This is a genomic window from Candidatus Paracaedibacteraceae bacterium, assembly GCA_019636055.1.
Classification (GTDB): Bacteria; Pseudomonadota; Alphaproteobacteria; order Paracaedibacterales; family Paracaedibacteraceae; genus Paracaedibacter.
Genome location: JAHBYH010000002.1, coordinates 168,772 through 191,362, shown reverse-complemented (window position 1 = coordinate 191,362; position 22,591 = coordinate 168,772). Strand labels below are relative to the sequence as shown.

The following is a 22,591-nucleotide window of genomic DNA, read 5'->3' as shown; positions in this document are numbered from 1 at the left end:
AGAGTATGGAGGATCATTATGTTGGTTCAATGCCCAAGTTGTAAACATTTGTTTGATTTGCCTGAGGCAAGTTTTTCAGCATCTAAATTCAGATGCAGTTCTTGCAAAGCTGTATGGGTGAATGACCATAAATTAGAAATTCATCAAGAAAAAGAACCTAAAACAACGGCTGATTGGATTTTGCTCTGGTCTGTCTTGGGGTTGGTTGCTGTTGCTTTGTATGCTGATTTCCCAAGAGTTTCGCTGTTTCTTAATAACCTGAAAACAAGTTTGTATCGGGGTAACGAAGACCCCTTTTATTTGAATAAAATCACAGAGGATGATGACGATCGCCGGCGACCCATGTCGGTCAATAAGGATGAAGTTCCTCAATCCTTTAATTTAACTGAAGATAGTGATGACCCTTATGCTTAGAGCATGTTTTCGGGGATCACATATTTAGCGAATTCTTTGCGGTCTAAGAGTCCTAATGATTCTGCTGCATCTGCGAGGGTGATATCATCATGGAGTGCTTTTTTGGCAACTTTTGCGGCATTATCATAGCCAATAACAGGGTTTAATGCGGTAACCAGCATAAGGGATTTGTCAAGATTTTGCTGGAGTTTCACCGTATTAGCTTTGATGCCAACAAGGCAATGTTCAACAAAACTATGGCAGCTATCAGCTAAAAGTTGAATCGAGTGTAAAACATTGGCGGCAATGACGGGTTTGAATACGTTGAGTTCAAAATGTCCTTGGCTCCCAGCGACGGTTACAGCGACATGGTTCCCCATAACTTGGCAGCATACCATGGTCATGGCCTCGGCTTGGGTTGGATTAACTTTACCCGGCATGATGGATGATCCAGGCTCATTTTCAGGAAGCTCTATCTCACCAAGTCCGCAGCGAGGGCCTGACCCCAGCCAGCGGATGTCATTGGCAATTTTCATGCAAGCTGTAGCTAGGACGTTCAATGTCCCTGAAAAATGAACAAGAGCATCGTGACAAGCTAATGCTTCAAATTTGTTGTCGGCACTTCTAAAGGGTAATTTCGTTGTTGTGGCTACTTCTTGTGCAAATGTTTCCGGAAATCCTTTGGGGCAGTTGATGCCTGTGCCAACGGCTGTACCGCCTTGGGCGAGGGCATACACGCCGTCTAGTGCTTGCTCTATGCGCATGAGTGCGTATTTGATTTGAGCTGCATAGCCTGAAAATTCTTGCCCCAGTGTAACGGGAGTGGCGTCTTGTAAGTGAGTGCGCCCAACTTTAATAAGTTTGGTAAACTCGTGTGATTTTTTTTCAAGAGCCTGGTGAAAAATTTTGAGGGTTGGCAACAAGTTCTGGGTGGTTTCCATGGCAACAGCAATGTGCATGACTGTTGGGAATGTATCGTTTGAAGATTGACCGTAATTTACATGGTCATTAGGATGAACGGGTTTTTTTTGACCAATAGGCTGTCCTAATATCTCGCATGCTCGGTTTGCAATGACTTCATTCGCGTTCATATTGGATTGGGTGCCTGACCCGGTTTGCCAGACAACCAAGGGGAAATGATCATCCCATTTTCCGTCAATGACTTCTTGAGCAGCTTGGATAATTGCTTGGGCAAGAGATCCATCCAGTTTCCCCAGTTTTTGATTGGTTGCTGCGGCACACTGTTTTTGAATGCCAAGGGCACGAACAATAGCAATCGGCATTTTTTGTCCGCCAATTTTGAAATTATTCCTAGACCGTTCGGTTTGTGCACCCCAATACATTCCGTCTGGAATTTGGATTTCTCCCATGGAATCAGTTTCAATACGCATTATTTATCCTTCAATAACAACCAAACTTTGGTTTAATTGTAATTGATTTACAAGGAATAACAAGGGGGGGATAATTTATAAATGGTGGGCGCTAAAGGACTCGAACCTTTGACCCGCTGATTAAGAGTCAGCTGCTCTACCAACTGAGCTAAGCGCCCTCATGTATATGAGATAGTTCTTTCTATCAAATTTAAGTGGGGTGTGTCCAGAAAAAAAGTGCGAATGGTATCATAAATCAACTTTCCGTTTAAAGCTAGGTTGAAATTAAATGATTATTTTTAAAATAATCCATTAAATACAACGATTTTATATTGACTTAAGTCAAACAAAAAAATATATTTACGCTGTATAACGAAGTGTATGATAGTGCTGCGGTGTTGGACCACGGCCCTGTCCGCATTTCTATTTGTGTAATAAATTAACGGTCTATAAGTTAACGACTATACAGAATAAAGATTTGAACGAATAATATCTGTGTATCGTGGAACTTCCCTTAAAGAAGTTGGCTTATTTATTGTTAATCAACAAAAGGATTTAACCATGTCACAAGCTAAAGAAGCTGTGAAACAACCAGAGTTTACTGGCCTGCGCGCCATTTTCTGGCCGATTCACAACTACGAAATCAAAAAGTTCCTTCCTATGGGGCTTATGATGTTCTGTATTTTGTTTAACTATACAGTTTTACGCGATACAAAGGACGCTCTTGTTGTTAATGCACCAGGTTCCGGTGCCGAGGCTTTGGCCTTTATTAAATTGGCGGGTACAACACCTGCGGCAATTTTGTTCATGATTGCTTATGCGAAATTGTCTAACGTTCTTAGCCGTCAAGGCTTGTTTTATGCTGCATTGTTACCATTCTTGGTGTTCTTTGGTGCATTTGCTCTGTTCATCTACCCGAATCGTGAAGCACTGCACATGACAGAACAAGCAATTAAAGACGCAAAGGATTTGTATCCGGCGCTGGCATGGTTTGTTCCTGTTATTGGTAACTGGAGTTACAGCTTATTCTATATTCTATCCGAACTTTGGGGGAGTGCTGTTATTTCCTTGTTGTTCTGGCAGTTTGCGAACGAAATCACACGTGTTGCTGAAGCAAAGCGTTTCTACGGTATGTTCGGCTTGATTGGTAACTTTGGTTTGATCTTGTCCGGTTATACAGTTTATTTCTTCTCAAAGAATCGTGGTAACCTTCCTGAAGGCGTTGATGCTTGGGGTTGGACATTGAACTATTTGATGGCATTCGTTGTTATTGCTGGTTTGATTGTTGTTGCGATCTACTCTTGGATGAACAAGTCTGTTTTGACAGACCCACGTTACTATGATGGTTCCGAGTCTGCAAAAGGCGGAAAAAAGAAAGACAAACCAAAACTATCTTTGAGCGAAAGCTTTATGTACCTCGTAAAGTCTCCGTATTTGGGTATGATTGCCATGATTGTTTTGGCTTATGGTGTATCCATTAACGTTGTTGAAGGTGTTTGGAAAGGTCAAATTAAGATCGCATTCCATGGCGACAACAATGCTTATAACGCATTCATGGGTCAATTCTCTGCTACAACAGGGGCAATCACTGTCTTGTTGATGGTTGCTGGTAACAACATTCTTCGTCGTTTCAGCTGGCTATCTGCTGCGATGATTACACCAATCATGATCTTAATCACAAGCTTAATTTTCTTTGGCGTGATTATGTATTCTGAAAGCGTTGGAAACCCAGAATATGCTGTTGCTGGTACAACAATGGTTATGGTTGCTGTTATGACTGGGTTCGTTCAAAACGTTCTATCTAAAGCAACAAAATACTCATTGTTCGACCCAACAAAAGAAATGGCATACATTCCATTAGATCAAGAGCTAAAAGTTAAAGGTAAAGCCGCTGTTGACGTTATCGGTGGTCGTGCTGGTAAGTCCGGTGGTGCATTTATCCAAGCTTCCTTGCTCAGTATCTTTGCAGGTCAAACATTGGCAAGCTTGTCTCATATCTTAGCGGTTATTACCATTGTCGTTGTTGCGCTTTGGTTGGTTTCTGTGTTGTCCTTGTCTAAGCGTTTTAAAGCGTTGACAGAACAACGTGAAGCAGAAGCGAAAACATCCGCTCAGTAATAAAATTACTCAAAAGATCTGATTTTTGAAAGGATTGCGTTAAGCAATCCTTTTTTTATTGCAATAATATTGTCACTTGGTCTAGATATGGTCTAAACTAAATTTAACATGTGTAATTATAAAGGATTGATAGATGAGTAGATCCCTAGTGAAAACCGTAACAGCGAGCCTTGTTGGTAACCTGTTTGAGTGGTATGATTTTGCCTTGTTTGGTTATTTCGCGCCCATTATCGGAAAATTATTTTTCCCATCTGATAACAAATCCGTTGAGTTGATCGCAGCTTTTGGTGCCTTTGCCGCCGGATATCTTATTCGCCCGTTGGGCGGGATGATTTTTGGGCACATCGGGGATCGTATGGGGCGTAAAAAGGCCATGGTCTTGTCTATCTTGTTAATGGCCGTTCCTACGGCCTTGATTGGTGTTTTGCCCACCTATGCTGAAATTGGGATTTGGGCTCCGATATTGCTTATGTCAATCCGTATGCTCCAAGGAATTTCCATGGGCGGGAATTATGGTGGTTCGATTACATTTACAACAGAACATACAGATGCGTCTCGCCGAGGTTTGATCGGTAGTTTCGCCATTACCAGTTGTTTGGTTGGGATTATGGCGGGATCAGGGGCCGCTGCTCTATCAAGCAATATTTTCTCCGAAGCTGATTTGATGGCTTGGGGATGGAGAATTCCATTCTTATTTGGTATTTTAATTTGTCTTGTTGGGTTTTACATTCGTCGTAATGTTCCTGAATCACCTGAATATATCATTGCTCAGGAATCTGGAGAGTTGAAACAGAACCCTGTGAAAGAGGTCTTTACACAGCATGGCCGAACCCTTGCTAAGGTTGTTATGGCTGTTATGCTTCATGATTTAAGTTTCTATATTTTGCTGGTTTATATGGCAACACACCTCAGCACACAACTTGGGTTATCTCAGGGGATGGCACTAACAATCAATACCATTAGCTTATTGGTCGTTAGTGTTTTCACGGTTATCTCAGCTTGGTTGTCTGATAGAATTGGTCGTAAGGCTGTTCTCGGGGGTGCTGCGTTTTTGTTTGTTATTGGAACGATTCCGTTGCTTGGTATTGTGAACACATCAAATGATCCAATGATTATTTTGGCGGCGCAAATGCTTCTTGCTATTGCTGTGGGTGGTTATTTTGGCCCACTGCCAGCATTGATGGTTGAGTCCTATCCGACAGCTGTTCGTTTTTCTGCTGTCACAATCACAACCAATATCAGTGGTCCGCTTTTTGGTGGAACAGCACCGATGGTTGTCACCTACTTAATCGAAAAAACAGGAAGCAACATGATTCCGGCTTATTATCTGACAATTGGTGCTTTTGTTGCTCTGATTGTTTTGAGAAGTATTAAAAATCAAGAGCACTTGGAGTCTCCGCATCAAGAAGGCATGCAAGCTGCTGCTTAAATTTTTTGTTGATCTTGTAAAAACCCCTTCTTGAGAGGGGGTTTTTTATTAAGAGAGTACAGCTATCCTTTTACTTTGCTAGAATTAATGGTAAATTTTAGTAAGGGACATGGAATAAAGCTGATACCGTGACGTCAATTTCGCAAGACAAATTCTTAAGTTATTATCACAGGGAACTGAGCTATTTACGCAATGCAGGTCAGGTCTTTGCGGCTCAGCACCCCAAAATTGCTCGGCGATTACAACTATCAGAATCAGAATCGCCCGATCCACATACGGAACGACTGCTTGAATCCTTTGCGTTTTTATCAGCACGTTTGAGTCAAGAAATTGATGATCGTGTTCCGCAAATCGCTTCGGCATTATTATCTGTGCTATACCCCCATTTAATTGCACCCATACCAAGTATGGCTATTGCCCAATTTGTTGTCGATCCGGGCAAAGGCAAATTGACAAGCGGGTTTGATATAGCAAAGCACACGCCTGTTCAGTCTTTTGCTGAAGAAGGGCTGGCTTGTCGATTTAGGACCGCTTATCCGGTTACATTGTGGCCTATTGGTATTAATGCGGCAGAATTTGTGCAGCCGTTGGACTACACTTTTCATGAAGCAAAAAAGCATCAATGGTATTTAAGACTCAAATTGTCGTGCCAAGGGTTAGATTTTGCAGATTTGGATTTGCAGACATTACGATTTTATATTAACGGGGATGAGGCGTTAAGTTTCCTTCTCTATGAAATTATCTTTGCACAAAGTCAAATACAGGCTTATGTCTCAACGCCTGATAAAGTTGCTCGCCCCCTAAAAGCAAGGTCGATAAGACCTGTCGGTTTTCAAGAGAGCGAATCTATTTTACCAGCTCCTGATCATTCACAGCCAGCCTATCAAGTGTTGCATGAATACTTTCATTTCCCAAAAAAATATTTGTTTTTTGATGTGATGAATTTAGATTTATCATCAGCAGAAAATGAGATTGAATTACTAATTGGGGTTGATGATAAACAAGCTTTGGATAAAATGACTATTGGCCCTGATAATTTTAAATTGGGTTGCACGCCAATTGTTAATTTATTTCCTAAAATTACCGATCCTTTGAAACTCGATCATCACAAATTTGAATATCGACTTGTTCCGGATCAGCGACGAGAAAGAACAACGGAAATTTATTCGATTGAAAAGGTCTTGGCAGGCGTTGTTGGATCTGCTGATACAAATACGATTTACCCTTATTATTCTTTTACGCACGAAGCAAGAGCTGATAACCCAGACCAGTTCTGGATCCATCGGCGTCTGCCATCAGAGCGGCGAGATATTCCAGGAAGTGATATTTATTTGCGATTCGTCGATTTAAACTTTAACCCAAATGTCCCGCCGACAGAGACGATTTACGCGCAAACACTCTGTACGAACCGATTTCTGGCTGAACAAATCCCTGCTGGTGGCCTTTTGCAGTTGGAGGACAAGGCTCCTGTTAGCAAAATTCATTGCCTGACTAAGCCAACAACACAAATATATAGTCCGGATGATGGCGAAACGATGTGGCGTTTGATATCGATGCTTTCTGTTAATCATCTCAGTATTAGTGCGGGAGCCACGTCTTTGAAGGCTTTGAAAGAAACCTTAACCTTGTACGCGCGGACAGCTGGAAATTTCCATCATAACGAAATTGATGCCTTAGTCGGTATTGATACACAACCAATTGCTCGTCGGTTAAGCGCTGAAGCTTGGAAAGGGTTTGTTAGCGGCCTTAAAGTTACGTTAACGGTCAATGAGCGGGCTTATACAGGGGAAAGTGTCTTTTTGCTTTCTAGTGTTCTACGAACGTTTTTTGCTTTGCAAACATCAATCAATTCTTTTGTGCAACTACAACTGAATAGTGTCCAACGTCAAGGAGAATGGATGTCATGGGAGCCCTTACACGGCGATCAGATTATTCTGTAGCTGAGCAACTCTATTCTGCACCCTATGAGTTTGAATACTATCAAGCGATTCGAATTTTATCGGCTTTGCGTCCGGAATCCAAGCCCTTTGGTGAGTCGGAAAATCCCAAAGATGATCCTGTTCAAATTCAGGCTCGTATTAGTTACGCAACACCAGCCAGTGATATTCAAAGTATTTTTACGAGTCGATATTACGATCGTCCGCCGATTATGACTGTTAATTTCTTTGGTATTGCCGGTGTTCAAGGCCCACTTCCCCAACCGTATACAGATATGATCTCTGAACGGTTAAGACACCGTGATACTGCTTTTCGTGATTTCCTTGATATCTTTAATCATCGCCATGCCTCATTTTGGTATCGTCTGCAAAAAAAGCATATTGTTGGTCTAGAAATGGTGCCTGCTGAAGAAACGTCAGTTGGTAAAGCAATTTTGGATTTAGCAGGGTTAAACAAAATTGATGTGGCGCAAGTGACTTCCTTGCATTCGCGGTCGATTTTACATTTTACCTCTTTGTTGTGGCAACGCCAAAGGACAGCGGGTGGACTGAAGAAACTTTTAGAGGGATATTTTAAACTTCCAGTGGTTATCCATGAATATTTTGGCGTTTGGCGCAAGCCGCCGCCAGAAGATTGGACCAGATTGGGAGTTACTGGACAGCATCAGCAATTAGGGCAAACAACTTTATTAGGTCAGCGAACCTGGGATGAAGCGGCGGGCGTTCGTATCCACTTAAAACAGATGAGCTGGAAACATTATCTACAGCATTTACCCGGTGGACATGGCAATGATGACTTTAAAAGCTTAGTTCTATTTTACACGGGGTTAAATAAAATTTTAAAGCTTCATGCAACGGTTGACCGCAACCAAATCCCCCCGTCTAAATTAGGCATTGAATTAAGATTGGGGCAAACAAGTTGGGTCACGCGGGGAAAGGGGCTTGGGTTTGATCAAGATCCCGATGTTGTTTTGTTATAGCCGTCCTTAAATAATTTTCCTATAATTTTTTATCTTCGTTGTAAACTTTAGAGTCATTCATTTGAGCTTGGAAGTTCGTCACATCGTCGCTTGTTTGCACATCGTATATGTTATTTCTTGTTCCTGCGTCCAAACCCAACTTGAACAACTCGACTTCGCCTGTAGAATTAAAAAATCAATGGGATTCCTAATTCTTTTTTTGCTATTTTCTTCTTGATATTTCATTCATTAATGTCCATGTTATGGATATCAGAATATAAAGAATTTTATATAATCAATGACAGATTCAACTCAAAACATCTCGATTTCTAATTTACCTGAACAAATCCCGTTATGTATGGTGCGGGGAGCCATTTTACTGCCAAAGGCAAAGTTGCCTCTTCCTATATTTGATTCTTCTCATGTATCGATGATTAGTGATTGCCTGACGGGGAATCGCTTGTTAGGCTTGGTTCAACCGAATGCAGGCATTCGTATGGGTACTGATTTGGATGATTTATCAGTTTTCCAAATTGGGTGTCTTGCTAAGGTCATTGATGTTACTGAGCCTGAAGAAGGAAAATTGATCGCTGAACTCGAGGGTGTTACACGGTTCCGCTTGATGGACCAAACAGAAGGTAGCGATGGATATCCCGTTGCCCGTGTTGATTATACTCCTTTTGCAAGTGATTTGATTGATGAAATTGATTTCACGATGGACCGCCCTCGTCTTTATAAGGCATTAAAACCTTATTTTGATCGCCTAGATATTTCCCCGAATTGGGAAGAAATTAACCAAACTTCCAATCACCGCTTGCTTACGGCATTATCTATGGCGTGCCCCTTGCCTCCATCTGAAAAACAAGCTTTACTAGAAGTAGAATCAATTCAAGAACAATCACATGTAATGACCACACTTATTGAAATGGCCTCTTTTGATCGTCAACCTGATCATGTGACTTATCATTAAGGAGTAGAGAAAAATGGCAACTATTGATCCGAAGTTATTAGAGATATTGGTCTGTCCACTGACAAAATCAACATTGGTTTATGATAAAGACCATCATCGGCTGATTAGCGAAGCAGCAGGACTTGCTTTTCCTATTATCAAAGGTGTGCCGATTATGTTGGTTGATGAAGCTGAGGTCATCGATGAGGGGAAGGCGAACGTTTATCGGTCATCTTTTCATGCGCAGGATGTATCATGAGCCAAGAGCGTGGACAAAAGCCGTGGCCAGTGACGATTGATTACTGTAAAAAAACACGGTCATTAGAGGTTAGCTTTGATGACGGAACTCTGTTTCATTATAGTGCTGAATACTTGAGAGTCGAAAGTCCGTCAGCGGAAATCCAAGGTCATGGAGCGAGCCAGAAAAAAACAATTGGTGGCTGTCGTAACGTTGCGATTAACTCTCTTGAGCCTGTTGGAAATTATGCGGTTCGCATTCACTTTGATGATCGTCACTCAACCGGTATTTATAGTTGGTCTTATTTATACCATTTAGGCGAGAAAAAAGATGAAAATTGGTCGCGTTATTTGCACCTGATTCAAAACCTTGGTCTTTCTCGTTAGGATTTCAATCCTTTAATTATTTCCAGTGTATTGTGTCGAATCATGTCAATATAGGTTTGGGCTGGTGATGTTTTATCGTCAGGTGATGACAAAGAGTCAGCATAAAGGACACCGTCTACATTGCATTGAGCTTCTTTCGCTATTTCCTCGATTAGTTTTCTGCTTGATAAGCTTTCAATAAAAACAGCGCGGATATTTTTGGTTCGAATTTCATTAATAAGATTGGCAACCGCCAAAGCAGATGGTTCGGCATCTGTTGAAATCCCCACGGGTGAAAGAAAGGTAATGCCATAGCTTTCGCCATAATACCAAAAGGCATCGTGGGTTGTGACCACGAGCCTTTCCTCTTTCTTGATCGCATCAAATTGCTTGCGAACCCAAGTATCAAGGTCTTGCAGTTTTTTAATATAAAGCGATTCATTCTCTATTAGTTTTGAGCTTTGTTGGGTGAGAGCTTGTCTTAATGCTTCGCTGATAACACGGACATAGGATATCCCATTCTTGACACAATGCCATGCGTGTGGGTCATTAACCGAAGCATCTGGCCCGGGAAGAATCCGTGGCGATATGTTTTTGCCAGCAATAATGATTTTTCCTTTATAGCCTGAGTTATCAATGAGCTTTTTAAACCACCCCTCAAAATCAAGGCCGTTAACAATAACAAGGTCTGCCTTGGCTAAGAGAGCCACATCTTTTGGCGTTGGTTGATAAATATGCGGATCAGCATTCTCTGGGACGATGACTTGGACGTCAACAAGATCCTGTCCCACACTTTTGATCATATCTCCAAGGATAGAAAAAGTTGCAACAACTTTGAGTTTTGTCGGTGTACAAAATCCCATATTGATGGATAGTAAGAAAGCAAGAAAAAGACGAATCATTGTAGGTTGGTTATTTTGTAAGTAACATTTAGAAGAAGTATACCCCAGAAGAAAATTTTTGCCATATCAAATCGTGATATTTTTGACAGGATATTGCCGACAGCTAGACCAATCAAGGCAGGATAAGCAATTTCTAATATTTGACCAAGAATTGAACAAATCGCCGAGAACCCAAGGAGTGACATTGCATATGTTGTACCAATTGTGATGAAGATACAAATTTTTTCATTGAGTTTGCCTCTTAAGATTTCACTGAAAAGAAAATCAACGAAAAGGATCGTCAGAATGACAGCGGTTGCTAAACAGGCAACAGCCATCGTGTATCCAACAATTGGAAGGGCGTAGATTCCCATGGTTTTTTCAGCAATTACCACTAATAATGATTCTGGCTTAACACCAATTAATTGTGTTGCATAGTGGGCGCCGAGTTTGACAAATCCAATATAGGCAAGCGTTAATAATAAGGCGCCAATAATCAGAGATTGAAGGCTAATTTTAAATAAAACATGTCCATCATGGCGTGGTTTTAAATTTTGTCTTAAATAGGCGACTGTTGTTGCAGAAAAGAAAAAAGCTGCCATGAGATCCATCGTCTGGTAGCCCAAATGTAGACCAGTTAAAAAGCTTTCAGTCGTACTGATTGTCGTCTTTTGAATGTCGGGTGCATAATAAAGCCCAACAATCATCAATAGCATTAATCCGCCGAGTTTAAACGGGGTTAAAAGAAGCCCAATGACATCAACAACACGGTTGGATTTCCAAATTAACAGGGTGATCAATGCGCAAAAGCCAGCAGAAAACCAATTAAAAGGAAGATCAGGATAAAGAACGTTTAGGCCACCATAAGCAACAGTTATGCAACGCGGCACTACACCAAAAGGCCCCATCAACGATAGCATTGTTAAAATTAATAGGAATGACGGGATGCGACCAAGTTTGTCAAAATAATCCCGTGTATTTCCATTGTAAAGAATCATGCCAAATAGTCCTAAAAAAGGAACGATGACTGCAGTTAGGATCAACCCAATCGTGCTGTAGGTGGAAACATCAAGTGTTTGTGTGCCAATAAGAAGGGGAAATACAAGGTTGCCAGAGCCAAAGAACATGGAAAACATGGCAAAACCTGCTGTCAGGATAACGCGTTTATAAGTCATAGAACACATCCGTGTTTTGAAAATTTGTACTGATTAGGGCTGAAAATGTTATATATGATTAGGTCCCCATCGGGACAATAGACACGACGATACGAACGACTTCTCTTGTCGTTTTTTGTAAGTACGGATTTTGTAACAAATATTCTTGTGTCATGGTTATTCTTTATATCAGTGATATCTAATAATTTCAAGGTCTTTTATTTATTTTCCCCAGGTCAAAAGGTATTCCAAAGCGTCTTCTATCATTTTTTGATCTGCTGCATTCAGTAATCGTTGATAATCTTCACGAACTCGAATATTGAGGAGTTTTGCAATGTTCTGGAGTGTGGTAATTGCTTCCCGGGTATAGCTATGTTTTAAGCCACAATAATGGAGGATTTTGTTAAACCAGGAACGATCGATCCTATATCGCTCGATGAGATAGGTCAGAGCAATATCTAAGAGGTCACTTTGGTGGTCTTTTTCAGATAGGGCGCTGAATAATTTTGGAAAATAAATACTTGCCGGTTCCGGTTGTGAAAAGAATTGGATGATCATGCCCAGATAGCCTGAATCACTGTGAACGTTGAGATTAAGTAAAGTTGCATAAACATTCAGTGAATTGATTGATTCTTGAGTTGCGCTGGTGCGCCAATTGTTGGCGCCGAGTGTTTTGTAAACAGCAGATCGTCCTCGATCTAAGCGATTATACAAAGCTTTGATTTGCATATCGTAATAAACTTGTGCAAAATAATCTTGCAATTCTTTTAATCCCGATAGCGCTTTTATTTCTGTCAGGGTTGATAAAAAAATGGTTGTGTAGTTTCTCTCGTCAATGGCTTTGTTGAAATCATTATAATGTGTGGACAAGAATCGCCTGTAGCGAACAATTTCTTCAATCAGTTCAGCAACTTCTGACATCCCGAGTTCATTTTCTAAAACATGGAGATCTTTTATCGATAACGCCATTATTTCTTGTTCGTTGGGTGTTATGTCTTGTTCCTGATTTGTTTCAATTGGTTCTTGTTCATCGTGTTCAGAGGAAGATGATGAGGTATCTTCATCAGAAATAGATTCTTCAGATGCAACTGACCAATCAAATAGGGGCCTTAATTCTGTTGATCCAGCAATTATTTCTGCGCCAAAGCTTTGAGTGGTTATAAAAATCATAATGATATTGCGCATTATGGGGACTTCACGAAATATTATTAATAGTTAATCCTAACGCAAAAAAATTTAATAAAAAATTGATTTTCGTTCATTGATACTATTTTGAAATAGTTAACACCTATATCGTATTGAATATTAACACTTAATTTAAATGAAATTTTAATGAATTGATGGGTTTAACAGAGGCAAGTCATCCTAAAAAATAATTAACTTTTTGTTAATATTAACGTGAGTTCGATATAAGAAGGTCTATCAAGCAATAGAATCCGTCATTCCCGGCTACAAAACCGTTAAGAATTTCTTGATCGGGAAACCAGGCAATCATAAAATAAACATGGATTTCCAATCAAACAAAGCTAAGGTTTTCTAGCGCTACCCTAGCTTTGCTCGTCGGAGATGACGAGCGTGTCTGATCTTTCTTATGTCGAAGTGACGTTAAAGAAACACTTGATCTCAGAGGCGCATGTAATATGCAATTATTTGAAGCATGAGTAAAGAGCAGGCTTTATGTCCTGAGTTAGAATCAGGTCAAATTGTAATAAGGGATAACGCGGTTCTTCATAAATCAGAGAAAATAAAATCAGAGCTTTCCTAAAAACGCTTACCTTATTATCTAATGCCATAGACGCAGTTCTCGTTTCGCTCGATTCTCAATCGGATTGACTATATAGCTCGCCAATCTCTGTAGCATGACGGAATTAATCGCCCCTGATGACAGCCTGATCTAGAAGCATGTCATATCGATTTAAAGAAGAAGCTTAGCCTTGTTGGGTTTTTGGTATGAATTGATTTTTCTTGGATAAGATGTCGGCAAATTACTTCCCAGGTCTTCAATTTTATGTGATATTTTATTGCGGTAGTTCCTTTATTCTTCAAAACAAAAACTACCACTTTTTTCTAAATTTCTAAATTTTGTTCAGACAACATAAGGGAACAACATGTGACGGGAATGGCCGACGCGTAGAACCTGCCACGTCGGATGTGGCTTTACCGGGGCAAAGTCAACCGTTTACAGGTATGCCTGCGAATCCAATGCAGTCGCCTTGCTGTTAACGGTTATGACTCAAAAATTCTCATCTTTTAAGGATGAGAATTTTTCTATTTTATAAAACTTGCTTTTTTTGATCTTTTGTGGTAACCTCCATAAAGCTGTAATTTTTGTGTAGATTAAGAGAGACTCTATATTATGACATACGTTGTCACAGATTCATGCGTTCGTTGTAAGTTTATGGACTGTGTAGAAGTTTGCCCGGTAGATTGTTTTTACGAGGGTGAGAACATGTTAGTCATTAATCCGGATGAGTGTATTGATTGTGGTGTTTGTGAGCCTGAATGTCCGGCTGAAGCTATCCAACCTGATACAGCAGAGGGTACGGAAAAATGGGTTGAGATTAATCGACAGTATGCTGGTCAATGGCCAAATATAAATCGCAAAGGGGACGCCCCTGCTGATGCCCAAGAATGGGTTGGTGTTGACAATAAGTTCGAGGAATATTTTTCGAAGAACCCCGGTAAAGGGAACTAGTTTTAAGGGGGGGCGTTCAAGACGCTCCTCTTTTTTATAAGGACGTTAGCAATAAAAAGGAGACCAAAGATGGATATAAAGAACTTTAAAGTCGGCCAATATGTTATCTATCCCACTCACGGCCTTGGTCAAGTTGTGACGTACGAATCACAAGAAGTCGCCGGAATTAAAGTTGATTTAGTTGTGATTTCCTTTGAAAAAGATAAAATGTTAATGCGTATTCCGTTGGCCAAAGCAAAAGCGGCTGGGTTGCGCTCTTTAAGTTCATCGAATGAAATGGGGAAAGCTTTTGATATCCTAAGCTCACGGGTTGCTGTGAGAAAAGGAAATTGGAGTCGTCGAGCCGTTGAGTATGAAGGAAAAATCAATTCCGGAGATCCATTGTCACTTGCTGAAGTCATTCGCGAACTCTATAAACCGAATGTTAAAGCAGATCAATCATTTAGTGAACGCCAGATCTATAAAGCGGCTATCGATCGTTTCTCTCGCGAGCTAGCTGCCATTGAGTCCATCGATCAAGAAGACGCTGTTACTCGGGTAGAAGAGTTGTTAAAAGCAGCATAGGTTGCTAAGCTGAGGACTATATATGTCTTCGTTTAGAGCTGAATTCATGGTGTCACCTCGGGTTATTCATCTACGTCAATTTATTATGGGTAATGTTGAGGTCTTTCTATTTATCCTTATTTCTTTGGGGATTCAGATTTTCCGTCAGTCCATTCATGTGGACGAAGGTCGATATCTTTCATCGGCCTTTGAAATGTATAGTTCAGGGAATTACCTCATCCCCCATCTTAATGGCGTACCGTATCATCATAAGCCACCGATGTTATTATGGATTACGAATCTGTTGTGGGCCGTATTCGGCGTTAGTGAATTTGTTGCTCGACTTATACCGATTTTCTCCACTGTACTGGCATCGATTATTATTCGATCTATAGCTGATCGTCAGGCTCAGCTTATGTTCCTTGCAACGGGATTTGTCTTTGCTTGGTCGCAATTTTATATGTTTGATACTTTGATGATGCTATGGGTTTCTCTCGGTTGGTATGCGCTTGTTAAGAATCGAATTCTTTTCCTGAGTTTTGCTGTGACTTGTGGTTTATTAACAAAGGGGCCTGTTCTTTTTATTTACCTGATTCCCCTAGCGTTTTTTCTTAAACGACCAATGATTTTTGGGTTTTTAGGGGGAGTGGTTGTCCCGCTTTTATGGCTAGGTTTAGCCTTAGTTTATGGCGATGAAGGATACCGTGAGGCTATATTGTGGAAGCAAACGGCGGGGCGCATGGTGAATTCGTTCCATCATCAGCGGGGATGGTGGTTTTATCTTGTAATGTTTCCTGTCATCCTACTTCCTTGGGTTGCGATCCCAAAATTGTGGCAGAAGCATCCTTTTTCTGAGAGTCATAAAACGATTTTAAAGGCAATAACGACAACTTTTTTGATTTTTCAATTCATTAGTTGTAAGCAGATTCACTATCTGTTGCCCATGCTCCCGATGGCGATGATCATCATTTCTGACCGTTTGCAATTGCAATATCGACAACGAGTCTTTCTGATTAGTATGGCAATCTATTGTGGGATCTTAATTCTCAGTGAGTATTTAATTCAACAGCGTTATCCTTTTCACCATGTGGCTCATTTTGTAGATTCAACAAAGCCGGTGACCGTCGTTACCCATCGATATCGAGGAGAACTGGGATTTCTACTACGTCAACCAACAATTAATGTCATGTCAGAAGAGGACTATAATCGTGTCCCACAGACGGCGGGGCAATTTATTATTTTCACAGAACAGCTTGATTTATACCCTAACGCAATTGCTGTTTTCGAGCGGAAAGCTGGTCATTACTTACTGGTTGTGGTTCCTGAATCAACGCGGGCTTTAAATAGCGTGACTTAAGCCAATAAACGCCAATCAAATCAAAAATACCAACCCATAGTCGTCCCCAGAAACCGTATTTTGACCGGCCCCGGATTCTCGGGCGGTGGCTTACAGGTACATTGATAATAGTATAGCCTGCAAATTGAAATAAGGCCGGTAAAAATCTGTGTAGGTGGTTAAAGCGTGGTAAGGATAGAAATATTGATTTAGGAAATAGTTTTAAGGAACATCCAGTATCAAGACAACGATCATCCAGAACAAGAATACGAATATAATTGGCTAATCGGGATGATATTTTTTTTATCAAAGAATCTTTTCTTTTTATTCGATTACCAAAGACAACGTGGTGATTATGGTTGCCCAATGCTGTAATCAAATCAGGGATATCGCCGGGGTTATTTTGACCATCGCCGTCAAGCGTGATTATCCAGTCAAAATCTGCCTGCTGAATGCCTGTATATAAGGCAGAACTTTGTCCTTCGTTTTTTACATGGTGGACAGGACTACAGTTTGGGTATAACCGGCATGAATTTTCTATTTCTTGGGCTGTTTGGTCGGTGCTGCCATCATTGACTAAAATAACTTGCCAGTGCTCGATAGTTTTTAGAGCGTAGACAACTTCTTCGATAAGGGGGGTGATATTTCCTTGTTCATTATAAAAAGGAATAACAACGGATACCCCAGAAATTAAAGCCATTTCAGAACATCCTTTAATAAGGTTAAGACAACCTCAGAAACGATCAATAAAATAATAATCCATTCTAGACGTGATGAGTGCAGGTGCTTTAGTTCATCTGACAGAATTTCATAAAGTTCATGCAGGATTGACAGGCGTTGATTTAAGATGTTTGTTCGGGTTGTGATGTCCAGATAACTCGATGCCATGTGATAATAGGTCTCATAGCTCGGGCGACGCCAGAAAAATTCAGGGGTATCCAACAAGTCGCTGTGTAAGTTAATAGAGTGTCGCTCAGCAAAAAGGGCGCCGACTTTGCGGGAAAGTTGTTGGCGTGACAAACTCGTTTTTCCTTTGATGGCAAGTTCTTCCGGCAGGTGTTTACTTTTTTGAATGGCTAAGGCGATTCTATCCTCAAAAACGGCAAGCTTAACAGATTGAGATAGTCCATAAGAGAGAGAAAGTTTCAAGACAGGATCATCGCCGTCAAGAAGAATGAGATCTTCTTCTTCCACAATCGTTGATTCTTGAGCGTATTCGTAAAAACATTCATCTTGTACCATGTTTTGAACAAGTTTGTTGGTCGCTGTTTTAGCTAAATCAAGAAGGCCTTGAATTTGAGAGTGGTTTAATCCCCAGAAAACAGCACAACCATAGGCGAAAAAGAAAGCATGTCCGATATAATCTGGTAAGGTATGTTCAATGTGAATGACATCATCGTAAAATCGAGGATTTAAGCCTTGAGCCCGAAAAATGCGAGCAAGTTCATCTATGTGATAGCTGTCCGCCAAGCAATAAGAGGCGCACAAACGTCTTATATTATTTAATTCAGTCATGAGAACATCCTAACATATAGCCGTAAAAAAAGCGAATTTTCAAAAAAGTAAACCAATCAAAGTTCGTCTCACTTGAGTTAATTTTATAAAAACTCTATCTTATAAATAACTGTGCTTTATATGTTTTTTCGGAGGGATCATTATGACCAAGTGCTTAGACACGCTTAATACAAAATCAACCTTAGAAATTGCGGGCAAAACCTATAACTATTATAGCTTGCCAAAGGCAGAGGATGCTGGGGTTGGTGAGATTTCAAAGCTACCCTATACTATCAAAGTTTTAATTGAAAATTTGCTGCGGCATGAAAATGGAAAAAGTGTCACGATCAATGATGTTTATGCTGCTGCGAAACTTCCTGGAAAAGGTAAGCAGTTAAATGAGTTAGCATTCTCTCCTGCGCGTGTCTTAATGCAAGATTTTACTGGGGTTCCAGCAGTTGTTGATTTGGCTGCCATGCGGGATGCGATGAAGGCATTAGGCGGTGATCCGGAAAAAATCAACCCTTTGGTGCCTGTTGATTTAGTCATTGATCACTCTGTTATGGTTGATTACTATGCTGAATCGGGGGCTTTCGAGAAAAACGTTGATCTAGAGTATGAACGTAATGCTGAACGCTATAAATTCTTGAAATGGGGACAAACTGCCTTTAAAAATTTCAGAGTTGTTCCTCCTGGAACAGGGATTTGCCATCAGGTCAATTTAGAATATCTAGCCCAAGCTGTGTGGGTTTCTGAAAACTCAAAAGGTGAATTATGTGCTTACCCTGATACACTTGTTGGCACTGACAGCCACACAACGATGGTGAACGGTCTTGCTGTCTTAGGCTGGGGTGTTGGTGGTATTGAAGCCGAAGCAGCGATGTTAGGCCAGCCTCTGAGTATGTTATTGCCAAAGGTTGTTGGTTTTAAATTAACAGGTAAATTGCTTGAAGGAGTAACGGCTACAGACTTGGTTTTGACGGTAACTAATATTTTGCGTGCTAAGGGTGTTGTTGGTAAATTTGTCGAATTTTATGGAAATGGCTTAGATAATCTGAGTTTGGCTGACCGCGCAACCATTGCAAATATGGCTCCAGAGTATGGAGCAACATGTGGATTTTTCCCAATTGACCAAGAAACGCTGCGTTATCTTGAATTCACAGGTCGTGATGCTGATCGCATTGCGTTGGTTGAGACTTATGCTAAGGCCCAAGGTTTATGGCGCGATCAATCATCCGCAGACCCTGTTTATGATGAATATGTTGAATTAGATTTAGCATTAGTGTTGCCGACGCTTGCCGGGCCAAAACGTCCACAAGATAAAGTTTTACTCAGCGATGCTAAAGCTTCTTGCCTCAGTACATTAAAAGCTGAAAATAAAGAAAATAGCGCAGGTGTTAAAGTTGAGGGAAAAAATTATGATTTGAATAACGGTGACGTGGTTATTGCAGCCATTACCAGTTGTACAAATACATCTAATCCATCTGTGATGCTTGCTGCAGGTCTTGTTGCTCGTAAAGCCCATGCGTTGGGGCTGACACCAAAACCATGGGTTAAGACATCATTAGCGCCGGGATCACAGGTTGTAACAGATTATCTTGAAAAAGCCGGGTTGATGCGTGATCTCGAAGCTGTTGGATTCCATCTCGTTGGTTATGGATGTACAACATGTATTGGTAACTCTGGTCCGCTTAATCCAGAGTTGGCAAAGGCTGTTGAGTCAGGTGATTTAAGTGTGGCTGGTGTTTTGTCAGGTAATCGTAATTTTGAAGGTCGTATTAACCCTCATGTTAAACTCAATTATTTGGCGTCGCCACCCTTGGTCGTAGCGTATGCTTTTGCGGGGTCAATGAAAATTGATATTACCACTGAACCTCTTGGGACGTCAAAAGATGGTAAACCGGTTTACCTGTCTGATATTTGGCCAACTCAGGCTGAAATCAATGATATTCTTGAGCAATCTATGACACCGGAAATGTTCCGTCAACGTTACTCAAACGTCTTTAAAGGGGATGAACATTGGCAGAAGATTGAGACAAAAGCTTCTCAAACCTTTAATTGGGATGATTCAAGTACGTATGTTAAAAACCCCCCTTATTTTGATAGCATCAAAGACGTCAAACGTAAAATCACTGATATTTCTGGTGCTAAATTCTTAGCCTTGCTTGGGGATAGTGTGACAACGGACCATATTTCTCCGGCAGGTAGTATTAAAAAAGACGGACCTGCTGGTGCTTATCTTGTAAGTCATGCTGTACAAACAGAAGATTTCAATTCCTATGGGTCTCGTCGTGGAAATCATGAAGTCATGATGCGGGGGACTTTTGCTAATATTCGTTTGGCTAATGAAATGGTTCCAGAAAAAACCGGTGGATATACACGTATGGCGGAAGGTGCTGAAGTTACCTCTATTTATGAGGCATCTATGCAGTTCCAAAAACACGGAACACCATTGGTTGTTGTTGCTGGTAAAGAATATGGTACAGGGTCGTCTCGCGATTGGGCAGCCAAAGGAACGCGTTTATTAGGCGTCAAAGCCGTTGTGGCCGAAAGCTTTGAGCGTATTCATCGGTCCAATCTTGTTGGAATGGGTGTGCTGCCTCTACAATTTAAAGAAGGCACAACGCGGAAAACTCTTGGTCTAACAGGGTTTGAGACTGTCTCTATTTCTGGTTTAAACAATGGTATTACACCTGGAATGACCTTAACCTGTACATTTACAAAAACGGATGGTACGACGATCAGTACCGACGTCCTTTGTCGCGTCGATACACAAGATGAAGTTGATTATTTTGACAATGGTGGAATTTTGCCCTATGTGTTGCGTTATTTAGCACAGGCGGCTTAGACCATAACCCTATTTTAAATATAGAGCCCCCAAAACATGGGGGCTTTTATACTTTCTACTTGAATCTAATATCATTTCACCCCATTCTATGGTGATGAATATATTATTTTGTGGTGATGTCGTCGGCCGTTCCGGACGCGAAATTTTGTTGAAAAAACTCCCTTATTTAAAGGCTGAGCTAAGCCTTGATTTTGTTATTGTTAATGGGGAAAACGCAGCTCATGGCTTTGGGATTAACAAGGGGATTTGTCAGGAGTTTTTTGCAGCTGGGGTTGATGTTATTACCACCGGTAATCACATTTGGGATCAGCGCGATATTATGTCTTATATTGGGGGTGAGCCTCGGTTGCTCCGCCCGATCAATTATCCCGAAGGGGCACCTGGTCGTGGTTTTCACGTTTATCAAGATCGCAAAGGGCGTAAAATTCTGGTCATGAACGCCATGGGGCGTTTATTCATGGAAACACTTGATGATCCATTTGCTGCTGTTGATAAAGTTTTGCATAATCATCCTTTGGGCAGTGCCGTCCAAGCTGTTATCGTTGATATGCACGCAGAAGCCACATCTGAAAAAATGGCAATGGGGCATTTTTGTGATGGCCGTGCCTCTTTGGTTGTTGGAACGCACTCTCATATTCCAACAGCCGATGCTCAAATTTTACCAAAAGGAACAGCATATCAGACAGATGCCGGTATGTGCGGTGATTATAATTCTGTGATTGGAATGGATAAAGCATCTCCCTTGCATAAATTTACACGTAAAACACCAACAGAAAAGATGAGTCCAGCTCTTGGTGATGGGACGCTATGCGGTGTTTTTGTTCAAACAGATGATGCAACAGGACGGGCTATCCACATCGAACCTGTTCGTTTAGGCGCACGTTTGATTGAGGCAGTTCCGCAAGTTCTGCCACTCTCTCAAGTCTCTTAAACACCTTTATGATGTTCGCACGCTTTGACTAACTCACGACAAAGTGTTGGATCATAAGCTGAGTGACCTGCATCAGGAACAACAACGTATTTTGCCTCTGGCCATTTCTGGATGACTTCATGGGCTGTGACGATCGGGCAGACAACATCATAGCGTCCTTGGACAATAGTTGTTGGGATATGTTGGATTTTACCAATATTATCCATCAAATAATTATCAGGCAGAAAGATGTCGTTTGAGAAATAATGAGCTTCCATGCGGGCAAGACCTAAGGCAACAACAGGATCTAAGAAAGAATTAACAGTCGCCTGACTAGGCAGTAACGTTGCGCAAGCTCCTTCGTACTTACTCCAAGCAAAAGCAGCAGGCATGTGAATATCAGGATCCGGATTCATCAAACGGGCATGATAGGAGGTAAGCAGATCATGACGTTCATCTGGGGGAAGGAATGTGTTAAATTCATACCATTGCTCTGGGAAAATTGTTCGCATGCCATATAAGAACCAATCAATTTCAGAACGACGGCATAAAAATATTCCGCGCAAAATCATACTAAGACAACGATCAGCGTGATGTTCTGCATAAGCAATGGCCAATGTTGATCCCCAAGAACCGCCAAATACATGCCATTGAGTAATGCCTAAGTGCTCTCTCAGGCTTTCCATATCTTGGATTAACAGGGGTGTTGTGTTGTTACGAATCTCACCTAAAGGGAGAGAGCGTCCAGATCCGCGTTGATCAAGGACAATGATCCGATAATAGTCTGGATCAAAAAAGCGGCGAGATGCTGGGCTCGAACCAGCTCCGGGCCCTCCATGGATAAAGACAATGGGTACTCCTTGTGGGTTGCCACATTCTTCCCAGTAAATTTGATGGAGATTATCAACCGCCAAATATCCGAATTGATGCGGTAATATCTCAGGGTACAGGGTATCGCGAATCATTATTTAT

20 protein-coding genes and 1 tRNA gene are annotated in these 22,591 nt (G+C 41.1%); 13 read left to right on the top strand and 8 right to left on the bottom strand.

The annotated features are described in order from the left end of the window. Positions 1-18: 18 nt before the first annotated feature. Positions 19-414, top strand: coding sequence for a zinc-ribbon domain-containing protein (locus KF820_04385; protein MBX3457581.1), 396 nt, complete (start codon positions 19-21; stop codon positions 412-414). Here the strand turns inward: KF820_04385 and fumC are convergent. After that, the gene (gene fumC, locus KF820_04380) at positions 411-1,784 is read right to left on the bottom strand and encodes a class II fumarate hydratase (protein ID MBX3457580.1); all 1,374 of its coding nucleotides are present in this window, start codon (positions 1,782-1,784) and stop codon (positions 411-413) included. The genes KF820_04385 and fumC overlap by 4 nt on opposite strands. An 82-nt stretch (positions 1,785-1,866) precedes the next feature. Beyond that, positions 1,867-1,942, bottom strand: a tRNA-Lys gene (locus KF820_04375). A gap of 382 nt (positions 1,943-2,324) precedes the next feature. Between KF820_04375 and KF820_04370 the strand changes: the two genes are divergently transcribed. The 7 genes from KF820_04370 to KF820_04340 all read left to right on the top strand — a co-directional run bounded on the left by KF820_04370 (position 2,325) and on the right by KF820_04340 (position 9,779). After that, entirely contained in the window at positions 2,325-3,881 is a 1,557-nt protein-coding gene (locus KF820_04370) for an NTP/NDP exchange transporter (GenBank protein MBX3457579.1), read from the top strand. Positions 3,882-4,014: 133 nt separating this feature from the next. Next, the gene (locus KF820_04365; GenBank protein MBX3457578.1) at positions 4,015-5,310 is read left to right on the top strand and encodes an MFS transporter; all 1,296 of its coding nucleotides are present in this window, start codon (positions 4,015-4,017) and stop codon (positions 5,308-5,310) included. 128 nt (positions 5,311-5,438) lie between these two features. Next, on the top strand, positions 5,439-7,250 hold the full coding sequence (gene tssF / locus KF820_04360) for a type VI secretion system baseplate subunit TssF (GenBank protein ID MBX3457577.1): 1,812 nt from the start codon (positions 5,439-5,441) through the stop codon (positions 7,248-7,250). Continuing rightward, positions 7,214-8,227, top strand: coding sequence for a type VI secretion system baseplate subunit TssG (gene tssG, locus KF820_04355; protein MBX3457576.1), 1,014 nt, complete (start codon positions 7,214-7,216; stop codon positions 8,225-8,227). The genes tssF and tssG overlap by 37 nt, the downstream gene beginning before the upstream one ends. Positions 8,228-8,504: 277 nt before the next feature. Further along, positions 8,505-9,176 (top strand): LON peptidase substrate-binding domain-containing protein, encoded by a 672-nt coding sequence (locus KF820_04350; protein ID MBX3457575.1) that lies wholly within the window; start codon positions 8,505-8,507, stop codon positions 9,174-9,176. A gap of 13 nt (positions 9,177-9,189) precedes the next feature. Continuing rightward, entirely contained in the window at positions 9,190-9,414 is a 225-nt protein-coding gene (locus KF820_04345; protein ID MBX3457574.1) for a Trm112 family protein, read from the top strand. Then, positions 9,411-9,779 (top strand): DUF971 domain-containing protein, encoded by a 369-nt coding sequence (locus KF820_04340; protein MBX3457573.1) that lies wholly within the window; start codon positions 9,411-9,413, stop codon positions 9,777-9,779. The genes KF820_04345 and KF820_04340 overlap by 4 nt, the downstream gene beginning before the upstream one ends. Here KF820_04340 and KF820_04335 read toward each other — a convergent pair. From KF820_04335 to KF820_04325, 3 genes are all read right to left on the bottom strand, one after another. Continuing rightward, positions 9,776-10,660, bottom strand: a complete 885-nt coding sequence (locus KF820_04335; protein ID MBX3457572.1) for a zinc ABC transporter substrate-binding protein — start codon at positions 10,658-10,660, stop codon at positions 9,776-9,778. The genes KF820_04340 and KF820_04335 overlap by 4 nt on opposite strands. Then, positions 10,657-11,814, bottom strand: coding sequence for a branched-chain amino acid transport system II carrier protein (locus KF820_04330; GenBank protein ID MBX3457571.1), 1,158 nt, complete (start codon positions 11,812-11,814; stop codon positions 10,657-10,659). The genes KF820_04335 and KF820_04330 overlap by 4 nt, the downstream gene beginning before the upstream one ends. A 201-nt stretch (positions 11,815-12,015) precedes the next feature. Next, on the bottom strand, positions 12,016-12,978 hold the full coding sequence (locus KF820_04325) for a hypothetical protein (protein MBX3457570.1): 963 nt from the start codon (positions 12,976-12,978) through the stop codon (positions 12,016-12,018). 1,171 nt (positions 12,979-14,149) lie between these two features. Between KF820_04325 and KF820_04320 the strand changes: the two genes are divergently transcribed. The 3 genes from KF820_04320 to KF820_04310 all read left to right on the top strand — a co-directional run bounded on the left by KF820_04320 (position 14,150) and on the right by KF820_04310 (position 16,388). Next, positions 14,150-14,488: a ferredoxin family protein gene (locus KF820_04320; GenBank protein ID MBX3457569.1), complete on the top strand. Its 339-nt coding sequence runs from the start codon at positions 14,150-14,152 to the stop codon at positions 14,486-14,488. Positions 14,489-14,557: 69 nt separating this feature from the next. Continuing rightward, complete coding sequence (locus KF820_04315) at positions 14,558-15,052, top strand: CarD family transcriptional regulator (protein ID MBX3457568.1); 495 nt, start codon at positions 14,558-14,560, stop codon at positions 15,050-15,052. A 22-nt stretch (positions 15,053-15,074) separates the two neighbouring features. Continuing rightward, the gene (locus KF820_04310; protein MBX3457567.1) at positions 15,075-16,388 is read left to right on the top strand and encodes a hypothetical protein; all 1,314 of its coding nucleotides are present in this window, start codon (positions 15,075-15,077) and stop codon (positions 16,386-16,388) included. Here KF820_04310 and KF820_04305 read toward each other — a convergent pair. Both KF820_04305 and KF820_04300 read right to left on the bottom strand, forming a co-directional pair. After that, entirely contained in the window at positions 16,297-17,067 is a 771-nt protein-coding gene (locus KF820_04305; protein MBX3457566.1) for a glycosyltransferase family 2 protein, read from the bottom strand. The two genes, KF820_04310 and KF820_04305, sit on opposite strands and share 92 nt — an antisense overlap. After that, positions 17,058-17,882 carry an RMD1 family protein gene (locus KF820_04300; GenBank protein MBX3457565.1) on the bottom strand — a complete coding sequence of 275 codons (825 nt, stop codon included), beginning with the start codon at positions 17,880-17,882 and terminating at the stop codon, positions 17,058-17,060. The genes KF820_04305 and KF820_04300 overlap by 10 nt, the downstream gene beginning before the upstream one ends. Before the next feature lie 142 nt (positions 17,883-18,024). Between KF820_04300 and acnA the strand changes: the two genes are divergently transcribed. Both acnA and KF820_04290 read left to right on the top strand, forming a co-directional pair. Further along, entirely contained in the window at positions 18,025-20,709 is a 2,685-nt protein-coding gene (gene acnA, locus KF820_04295) for an aconitate hydratase AcnA (protein ID MBX3457564.1), read from the top strand. A gap of 94 nt (positions 20,710-20,803) precedes the next feature. After that, on the top strand, positions 20,804-21,640 hold the full coding sequence (locus KF820_04290; protein MBX3457563.1) for a TIGR00282 family metallophosphoesterase: 837 nt from the start codon (positions 20,804-20,806) through the stop codon (positions 21,638-21,640). Here KF820_04290 and pip read toward each other — a convergent pair. Further along, complete coding sequence (pip, locus tag KF820_04285) at positions 21,637-22,581, bottom strand: prolyl aminopeptidase (protein ID MBX3457562.1); 945 nt, start codon at positions 22,579-22,581, stop codon at positions 21,637-21,639. The two genes, KF820_04290 and pip, sit on opposite strands and share 4 nt — an antisense overlap. Positions 22,582-22,591: the final 10 nt, after the last annotated feature.

Bases quoted from the DNA above. Each gene is read 5' to 3' on its own strand.
- KF820_04385 (MBX3457581.1), top strand. From the start codon at position 19: ATGTTGGTTCAATGCCCAAGTTGTAAACATTTGTTTGATTTGCCTGAG.
- fumC (MBX3457580.1), bottom strand. From the start codon at position 1,784: ATGCGTATTGAAACTGATTCCATGGGAGAAATCCAAATTCCAGACGGA.
- KF820_04370 (MBX3457579.1), top strand. From the start codon at position 2,325: ATGTCACAAGCTAAAGAAGCTGTGAAACAACCAGAGTTTACTGGCCTG.
- KF820_04365 (MBX3457578.1), top strand. From the start codon at position 4,015: ATGAGTAGATCCCTAGTGAAAACCGTAACAGCGAGCCTTGTTGGTAAC.
- tssG (MBX3457576.1), top strand. From the start codon at position 7,214: ATGGGAGCCCTTACACGGCGATCAGATTATTCTGTAGCTGAGCAACTC.
- KF820_04350 (MBX3457575.1), top strand. From the start codon at position 8,505: ATGACAGATTCAACTCAAAACATCTCGATTTCTAATTTACCTGAACAA.
- KF820_04345 (MBX3457574.1), top strand. From the start codon at position 9,190: ATGGCAACTATTGATCCGAAGTTATTAGAGATATTGGTCTGTCCACTG.
- KF820_04340 (MBX3457573.1), top strand. From the start codon at position 9,411: ATGAGCCAAGAGCGTGGACAAAAGCCGTGGCCAGTGACGATTGATTAC.
- KF820_04335 (MBX3457572.1), bottom strand. From the start codon at position 10,660: ATGATTCGTCTTTTTCTTGCTTTCTTACTATCCATCAATATGGGATTT.
- KF820_04330 (MBX3457571.1), bottom strand. From the start codon at position 11,814: ATGACTTATAAACGCGTTATCCTGACAGCAGGTTTTGCCATGTTTTCC.
- KF820_04325 (MBX3457570.1), bottom strand. From the start codon at position 12,978: ATGCGCAATATCATTATGATTTTTATAACCACTCAAAGCTTTGGCGCA.
- KF820_04320 (MBX3457569.1), top strand. From the start codon at position 14,150: ATGACATACGTTGTCACAGATTCATGCGTTCGTTGTAAGTTTATGGAC.
- KF820_04315 (MBX3457568.1), top strand. From the start codon at position 14,558: ATGGATATAAAGAACTTTAAAGTCGGCCAATATGTTATCTATCCCACT.
- KF820_04310 (MBX3457567.1), top strand. From the start codon at position 15,075: ATGTCTTCGTTTAGAGCTGAATTCATGGTGTCACCTCGGGTTATTCAT.
- KF820_04305 (MBX3457566.1), bottom strand. From the start codon at position 17,067: ATGGCTTTAATTTCTGGGGTATCCGTTGTTATTCCTTTTTATAATGAA.
- KF820_04300 (MBX3457565.1), bottom strand. From the start codon at position 17,882: ATGACTGAATTAAATAATATAAGACGTTTGTGCGCCTCTTATTGCTTG.
- acnA (MBX3457564.1), top strand. From the start codon at position 18,025: ATGACCAAGTGCTTAGACACGCTTAATACAAAATCAACCTTAGAAATT.
- KF820_04290 (MBX3457563.1), top strand. From the start codon at position 20,804: ATGAATATATTATTTTGTGGTGATGTCGTCGGCCGTTCCGGACGCGAA.